Genomic DNA, 7673 nt, shown 5'->3' with positions numbered 1-7673 from the left:
GCCCAGCCCACTCCCCCGCGCTCCAACCTGCCCGACCCGGGGCCCGGCGACGCGCTCGACACCTCGCCCGACGCGGCCACGGAGCGGCTGACGCAGGTCGCGGAGTCGCTGCTGGGCGACGCCTCCCGGGTGGCGCTGGCCGACGTGCTCGGCTCCGACTGGCCGTCGGCGCGCCGCGTGCTCGCCGACCTGACGACGCTCGACCTGCGGCCCGAGCTGCCTTACCGGCTGACCTGGGCCGACGGGCTCACGATCGCCCCGGAGCGCGAGCCCGCCTGGTTGTCCCACGGCTATCTGGAGCGTGCCCGATGACCGAAGACGCGGCGACGGCGCACGTGCGGGCGCGGTCCACCGGGCCGCTGTGGCTGAGGGCCGGGGTCGCCGCGCCGCCGGGGATGGCGCGCCTGACGCGCCCCGACTCCACCGGGCAGGCGCTGCCGGTGTGGCCCGACGGGGTGACGCCGTCCCTGCTGGACGAACACCAGATCGCCCCCCTCCCCGTGGAGCGCTCCGGCGAGACCCGGCGGGTGCTTGCCGCCGTGCTCAAATGTTGCTGGACCGACGTGTCCGCCGACCCGTGGCCGGGTCGTCCCGCGCCGGTGGAGCTGGTGCTCGACACCTACCGCGCGCTGATCGGCCGCACCGACGACCTGATGCGCAACTGGGCGGTCGGCGCGCTGCGGCGCCTGCACGACTCGGCCTGGATCGTCATGGACGACGGCGTCGTCTGCCTGGGCCCGCGCTGTGCTCTCTGGCCGGTCGAGTCGCATGCCCAGCTGCAGGAGCTGGGCCGGCGGCTGCCCGAGCCCGAGCGCCCCGAGCTGACCGTGGTGGGCGACGCCGACATCGTGGCCGCCGCCTCGGAGAGCGCGCCCGCGCCGGTGGCGGGGCCCGGAGGCCGGGTCGAGACAGGGGCGGCGGAGCTCGACGACCTGCTGAGCGGCTACGACGAGCGGCGGCGCGCGGAGCTGGTGGCGGCGTTCATGGTGGTGGAGCACGCGGCCGAACCGGTGCAGGAGGCTCGCTTCGCCGCCCTGCGCGACCCGGCGCTGCGGCACACGCTAGGCGAGATGCTGGCCCGGCGCGGCCGTACACTCATCCAGCACCGCGAACGCTGGATCTCCGGCTACGACGACGCCCGCGCCGCCGCCCTCACCATGTCCGCCCCGGACAGCCGGATCGGCGAGAGCGCGGACGGTGGCGGTAACGCGCACCTCGCTGAAGGGGCGCACCTCGGTGAAAGCGCGGACCACAGCGAAGCGACCCCAGGCGAGGCGGCCCTGGGTGAGGCCACCCCAGGTGAAGGGGCGGTTGTTGGTGAGCCGACGGTGGGGCGGGCGACGGTGGCGACGGGCTGGAGCGGCGATCCGGCGGGGGCGCGGCTCGGGGTGAGCGAGCGGGCGGTGCTGACGCTCGTCCTGGTGCATTCCGTGGCGATCCCGAGGGCCGAGGGGCTGCTGCCCGAGGACTCCTGGCTGTCACCGCACCCCACGCCGGTCGACGAGCTGCGCCGCCACACCCAGCTGCCGATCGGCGAGCTGGAGGCGGCGTTGCGGGCGCTGCGGCACGCGGGGCTGCTGGGCCAGGTGAAGGCCGGTGAGGAGGCGGGCGGCTACGTGCCGGGGCCGCAGTTCCACCGGCTCACTCCGGCGGCCCGGCGCCGCCTGCAGGAGGAGCTGATCCTGGCGGCAGGGCCGAGCACCCCGCTGGCGGCGGCCGTACGCGCGCGCAGGTCAGCGCGGTGAAGATGACGGATGGAAGGGTAACGGGGGTACGCGTGTCGCAGGTGGAGAACGTCGTCGGAGACCGCGTACTGATCGCCGTGCAAGCGGTCAACATCTCGCGGCTCTCGACCCATCCGGTGCCCACCGTGCCCGGTACGCTCATCGTCGTGGCCGGCGCCGGGCCCAAGGACTCCAACGGCGCGGGCAAGTCATCATTTATCGCCTCGATCACGGCACTGCTCGGTGATGAGCAGTGGCGGTTCGCGTCCGGCGCGAAGGCGGTGTCCGAGCTGCTGTTCAACGCCGAGCTGGCCAGCGGCGCCGGGTCCCGCCAGTGGGCGAGCGCCGACCACGGCTACATCGTGGGCGTGTTCGGGCCGCCCGGCATGGACGGCTTCGCACCGGCGGGCAACGGCGCCGCGCCCACGGCCCATGCTTTGAAGGCCGGGACGTCCGGCTCCCTGGACGGCACCGCATCCGGCGGCACGGTCCCCGACGGCGCGGCGTCCGACCGTGCCGCGTCCGGGGGCGCGGTGCACGGAGGTGCAGTGTCCGGCCTCTCCGCATCCGGAGGTGCGGCGGCCGAAGGTGGGGCCTCGGGTGCGGGTGCGTTCGTTCTTGGGGATCCCGGAGCGAGCGCGGAGCTGTTCGAGGTGCCCGACACCTCCGGCGGGGCGCTCACCGTGTGGCTCAAGGTCAATCAGGAGGCGCCGCACCTGGAGATCAGGTGGCGGGAGGGCGTGCACCTGGCGGCGTCCCCGTCGGAGGCCGAGCGGGTGGCGCGGGCCGACGAGATCTGGGCGTCGCTGCCGAAGTCGGCCGGCCGGCGCGACGTCGTGGCCCGCGACCTCACCAAGGTGCTCTACGGCGACCGGGTCAGGTGTGTGTCGTTCCTGTCCACGTCCGTGCGCAGCAAGGTCGCCACCAACCTGCTCTCCCAGCCGCTCAACGAGATCTCCCCCGAGCGCGTCTTCGAGGCCATCGCCGCGCTCACCGGCCTGGACGCCGAGTTGGAGCAGGAGCGGGAGGCTCGGCGCGACGAGCACGCCAGGCGGGTGCGCGCAGCGCAGGCCGCCGATCGGCTGGCCGAGTTCGAGTCGGAGTCGAAGGCGTTGCTGACCACGTTCGACCGGCGCGACCAGGCCAGGGTACGGCTGGCGGACGCGTTGCGGTGCTGGCGGGGCAGGCTGGCGCGCAAGCTGGCCGACGCCGCGGGCAAGGACGACGTCCTGGCCGCCGGCCTCCAGCGACACCTCGCGGCGGACGAGGCCGCGACCGAGTCGATCGCCATGGTCAAGGCGGAGATCACGACCCTGCGGGAGGACACCCTCGACCGGCAGGTCTCCCAGGCGCGCAAGGAGCTGGCGGCGATGCAGGCGCGAGCCGCGAAGCTGGACGCCGACCGCGCGGTGGCGGAGAACTCCGCCGACGAGTTGCGCGGGCTGATCCCGGCTCTGGAGGAGAGCCGCAGGTTCGCGGACGGGCGTGACGTGCCCACGGCCGAGCGGGAGCTGCGGGAGGTGCGCCTGCGGCTGAACGAGGCGCTCAAGGCGCTCGGCGTGGCCGACCAGGAGGTGTCGTCCGCTCAGGCTGCGCTCGACGACGCCGAGGGCGGCCCGGCGGCGGCCCAGCTGAACGCGCTGACGGTGGCGGGAATCGGCGCGACGGGCCTCCTCGACGCCCTCGACGTGGCCGAACAGGCCCGCGACTCCGCGAGCCCAGCCCAGGAGTCGGCCCAGGAGTCGGCCCAGGAGTCGGCCCAGGAGTCGGCCCAGGAGTCGGCCCAGGAGTCGGCCCAGGAGTCGGCCCGGCGCAAGGCGCCGGACGACGCCGGAGATCTGGGCGCCGCGCTCAAGGCGCGTTATGGCAAGGCCGGAGGGCGGCAGGACAGGCGGCCGGGTGAGCTCCCGCTGGGCGAGCTGCGGGGGTGGCCGAACGAGCACGCGGTGATCGTGGACGCGGCGCAGCTCGACGCCGCCGCTGCGGCCCTGGCGGAGCTGCCGGGTTCGGTGCTGGTCAGTGCCGCGGGGGTGAGCGTCGTCGGCGCGTTCGACGGGGTGGCGACCGGGCGGGAGGCCCGCATCAAGGCCGCCGAGCAGCGGCTCAACCGGGCGAAAGACGTACAGGAGACGGCCGGGCAGGCCGTACGCGACGGGGAGGAGTCCGTCGCCGAGGCGCAACGCCGCTTGGAGGGGGCCAGGGCGGGGGTGCGCCTGGACGAGCTGGAGGCGAAGCTGGGCGAGCGCCGGGCCAGGCTCGGCGAGCTCAACACCGCCATCGAGGAGCTCGCGCCGAAGGTCGCCGAGGCCGAACGGCAGGCGGGAGCGCTGGACTTCCGCGCCCGCACCCGGGACATGGAGATCGAACGCCTGGAGGGGCGGCGGCAGCGGCACGAGGCCGAGCGGGCGCAGGCCCGTGACCAGGCGGCGAAGGTCACCGCCGAACGCGAGTCGCTCAAGCTCGACGCGCTGGCCGCCGACTGGGGCGGCACGGTCGAGACGGCCCGCGAATGGCTGGCGGCGCTGCCCGAGGAGGAGCGGCCCCGCACGGCCGAGGAGTGGTGGCGGATCGCCGAGCGCCACCTCGACCAGGCGTTGCGCGACACCTTCCCCGAGGACGACGCGGAGGTCCCTGAGGAGCTGCGGTTCCTGCTGAAGGAGCGGGGCGGAAGCACGACGCGGGAGCAGGCGACGTTCGCGGCGGTGTGCGGGGCGCTGGCCTCCTACCTTCGAGGTCAGGAGGAGTACGAACGCCACCAGCGCCGGCAGATCGAGGCCCAGCTGGTCTCCAGGCAGCGTGACCTGGCGGCGGCGGCCAGGGGCGCCGAGGAGGCGGCGCAGTCCACGGCCGTGCACCGGGCCGCGCTGACGGCGGCGATCAAGGCGCGGCTGACGCGGGTGGCCGAGGAGTTCGAGAAGCTCGACACCTCGTACGGCGGCTACGGCGCGACGCTCGAGTTCCCGGTGCCGCCCGCGCCCGCCGATCCCGAACAGCGCTGGCAGTGGCGGGTGACGCCGAAGTGGCGGCGCGGCGAGGGGCAGGGGTTCGTGCCCTACAACCGGCGGGCCAACACCGCGCTCATGGACGAGAAGGCGGTCAAGCTGGTGTGCGCGGCGGCCATCGCCTCGTCCGGGGGCGGGCATCTGTGCCTGGTGCTCGACGAGTTGGGGCGCAACCTGGGCAAGGAGCACCGCAGGGAGGCGGTGGCGCTGTTCAGAAGGATCGGGGAGACGTACGGCATCACGGTGATCGGGGCGCTGCAGGACGACATGGAGCCGTACGCGATCGACGCCTGCGGCCAGTACATCAAATTGCGGCGGTCGTCCGACGCGCTGCCGTACAACGAGCCGCCGGTGATCGTCGGGCACGACCAGCACGGCGAGCGCGTACGGGCGCTCGCCGCGTACGTGGACCGCGGCGCTCCGGCGGGGTGAGCGCCGTCGCCGGCCGGGGTGTTCCTGCGGGCTCACCCGCCGCAGAATGTATCCACCCCGCGCCTGCCGGCCGTCAGATCCGGTACATGGGTCAAGTGTGAAAGGTCCGCTGATAAGCGAGTTATTTTAATATGGAGGGTTGTTAAGTCGGTAAAGCCGACGGTTCAAGTCGCTCACCTTGTAGCCCAGCTTCTGCAGGTCGGACGTGTCCAGCCCGTTCGCCCTGGCGACGCCGAGCCCGTCGTTCACCTGGCGGCCGGCGTCATCCAGATGTCTGGCCACAGGCCCGAGCTGCGAGTCGATCCGTTGCAGCGACTCGGCCTGCTGTCCGAGGCGCTGCTTCATCCATTCGTCAAGATACGGATGGTCCGCCAGCGCTCGCCTGGCGAGTTGAGCTCTCTCAGATTCGCTGATCTCTCCGCGCCCATACGCGCCCCGCAGCCTGACCTCGAGGGTCATCTTGGCATCGCCCAGGTGCCTTCTGGCCAGTGCCCGCCCTGCTTCGGCGCGCTCGATGCTCGACTGGGCTCGTCGGATGGAGTCTCGGGCCTGTGCCTCCGCGATGGCACGCTGCTGAGCCGCCCATCGCACAGCGGTATCTGGTTGCGCCGCCGGTCGCGCAGCGGCACGCTGATGAGCGGCGGGCGGCTTGGCGGGCGTTCCCCGGAGCCGTTCGGCGAGCCGGGTGTAGATCCGTCCGATGAACCGTGTGGCGGTGAGCAGCCACTGCTGCATGCGCTGGGCGACCGGCCGCAGCAGCGGCCTGATCAGCGCCCGTCCCTGCGGCGTGAGAGCGGCCAGGCCCGCCATCCCGGCCAGCCCGACGAGGATCCCGCCGGCCCATTTGACCGTGTTCCACGCGACCCGGGCGGCGCCCGCGCCGAGCGAGGCGAGTTGCGCCTGGGCAGTGCTGCGACGCAGCACGCCGGCCTGTCCCGTCACGTGCTCGGCCAGCGCGTCCGTGGCGGCGCCCGTGTTCGCGCCGGCGAGCCGGTACGCGCGGGCGCCCTCGCCGGCGACCGACGCCTGCGAACGGCCCAGAGACTCCAGCACGCCGACCTGGCGTTCCAGCTCTGTGGTGTCCGGCGGGCGCGGAACACCCAGCAGGCCGAAACCGGCCTCCTCAAACCCGGTGGCCATGATCGGCACTCACCTCGTTCGTCGCCGCCGCCTCCGCCTGCGCGTTCGTCGCCGCCATCAGCGCCTGGCCCTCTCCCGTCCCGCCAAGCCCGGCGATCACCTCCGCGGAGCCGCCGAACAGTGCGACCAGGTATTCCTGGTAGGGGCCGGCGAAGTCGGGGTAGGGCAACGGGCCCGTGCTCCCCGCCACCTGTCCGCGGAAGCCCTGGTGGGCCTGCTGCTGCTCGTCCGTCAGCGTACGGAATTGTCGGGCGGACGATTCGCGGCCGGCGACATCCCAGGTGATCTCTTCATCTGTCATCACGAGGCAGCTTTCCTGAGGGCGGATCATCGAGGCGGCGCAACATCTCCTCGAGACTTGACGTCAACCGGGCGAAATCGCTGGCCGCCTGCGCTTCCATGTCGTTGACCCGGCGGATAAACTCTTCCGCGCCGGGCCCCTCCGCCTCCAGAGGCGTGGCTGGCTCGCCGACCTTCGCGAGCCGATCCTGCTGCGCCGCCCGCACGGCGGCGACGATGTGGCCCGCCAGCTCGTGCGACCCGAGACGCATCGACCGCGGGTCCAGCTTCAGCCTGGCCAACAGGCCATCCTCTCCCACGACTGCCCCAACCAGACCGCCGGCGGCCTCCCCGGCTCCGGTGGGCGGGTCGTCCTCAGGCGCCGCTCGCACGTCATCACTCCAGTCTCGACGCTCACTTCTGACACATCTGGGTCATAGGTATTAAACCCGTCCCACCGTGTGCATGACCACCCGGCCTTCGCCGAGGGCCGGGGACGTCAGGCGATCGACGGGCCGGTGTAGGAGGCGCGCAGGCGGAGGAGGGTGCCGCGCTCGTACTCCTCCATGGCGTGCGCGAGCCAGCCCGCCGCCCTCGCCACCGCGAAGATCGCCTCGCCCGCGCCGCTCACCATGCCGCTGACGGCGGCCAGGATGGCGAGGGCGAAGTCGATGTTGCGCTCCGGCAGCCGCCTGCGGCGCATCTCGGCCAGCACGGCCGTGCCCGCGGCGATCCGCTCGTGCCCCGGCGCGGCCTCCTGGACCAGGTCCAGCAGGGCGCCACCGCGGCCGTCGCCGTTGGTGTAGACGCTGTGACCGAAGCCGGGGACATGTTCGCCGCGGCGTAGGCGATCCGTGATCGCCCGCGTGGCCTGGCGTGGCTCGGCGACCTCGGCGAGCAGGCGTTCCGCGCCGTACGAAGCGCCGCCGTGCCACGGGCCGCCCAGCACTCCGAGGCCGGTGAGGACCACGGCGTACGGGTCCGCCCGCGCGGAGGCGGCGACCCTGGCGGCCAGCGTGGAGGGGGCCAGTTCGTGGTCGGCGAGCAACACCAGGGCCGCCTGCAGGGCGTGGAGCAGGCCGGGGGTGGGCAGGGC

At 73.4% G+C, this 7673-nt stretch carries 6 protein-coding genes and 1 pseudogene; 3 read left to right on the top strand and 4 right to left on the bottom strand.

The features are described from left to right. The 3 genes and pseudogenes from E1294_RS50030 to E1294_RS55280 all read left to right on the top strand — a co-directional run. A pseudogene (locus tag E1294_RS50030) lies at window positions 1-312 on the top strand (hypothetical protein); the annotation flags it as partial. Beyond that, window positions 309-1745, top strand: a complete 1437-nt coding sequence (locus E1294_RS56880) for a hypothetical protein (RefSeq protein WP_246083849.1) — start codon at window positions 309-311, stop codon at window positions 1743-1745. The pseudogene E1294_RS50030 and the gene E1294_RS56880, both read left to right, overlap by 4 nt. A gap of 32 nt (window positions 1746-1777) precedes the next feature. Beyond that, a complete protein-coding gene (locus E1294_RS55280) occupies window positions 1778-5158 on the top strand; it encodes a coiled-coil domain-containing protein (RefSeq protein WP_246083848.1) in 3381 nt (1126 codons plus the stop codon). A 126-nt stretch (window positions 5159-5284) separates the two neighbouring features. Here the strand turns inward: E1294_RS55280 and E1294_RS50010 are convergent, their stop codons facing one another. The 4 genes from E1294_RS50010 to E1294_RS49995 form a co-directional block, all read right to left on the bottom strand. Beyond that, the gene (locus E1294_RS50010) at window positions 5285-6298 is read right to left on the bottom strand and encodes a hypothetical protein (protein ID WP_132519780.1); all 1014 of its coding nucleotides are present in this window, start codon (window positions 6296-6298) and stop codon (window positions 5285-5287) included. Further along, entirely contained in the window at window positions 6282-6599 is a 318-nt protein-coding gene (locus tag E1294_RS50005) for a hypothetical protein (RefSeq protein ID WP_132519777.1), read from the bottom strand. Before E1294_RS50005 ends, E1294_RS50010 begins: the two co-directional genes overlap by 17 nt. Then, complete coding sequence (locus tag E1294_RS50000; RefSeq protein WP_132519774.1) at window positions 6589-6879, bottom strand: hypothetical protein; 291 nt, start codon at window positions 6877-6879, stop codon at window positions 6589-6591. Before E1294_RS50000 ends, E1294_RS50005 begins: the two co-directional genes overlap by 11 nt. 197 nt (window positions 6880-7076) lie before the next feature. Next, window positions 7077-7673, bottom strand: a 597-nt coding sequence (locus E1294_RS49995) for a citrate/2-methylcitrate synthase (RefSeq protein ID WP_281284626.1), incomplete at its 5' end; no start/stop codon positions are given.

Origin of the sequence: Nonomuraea diastatica (genome assembly GCF_004349015.1) — a bacterium.
GTDB classification, from domain to species: Bacteria; Actinomycetota; Actinomycetes; order Streptosporangiales; family Streptosporangiaceae; genus Nonomuraea; species Nonomuraea diastatica.
The sequence above is the reverse complement of the archived record's forward strand: the minus strand, read 5'-3'. Positions and strand labels throughout refer to the sequence as shown.

Coding starts and splice junctions, on each gene's coding strand:
- E1294_RS56880 (WP_246083849.1), top strand. CDS start 309: ATGACCGAAGACGCGGCGACGGCGCACGTGCGGGCGCGGTCCACCGGG.
- E1294_RS50010 (WP_132519780.1), bottom strand. CDS start 6,298: ATGGCCACCGGGTTTGAGGAGGCCGGTTTCGGCCTGCTGGGTGTTCCG.
- E1294_RS50005 (WP_132519777.1), bottom strand. CDS start 6,599: ATGACAGATGAAGAGATCACCTGGGATGTCGCCGGCCGCGAATCGTCC.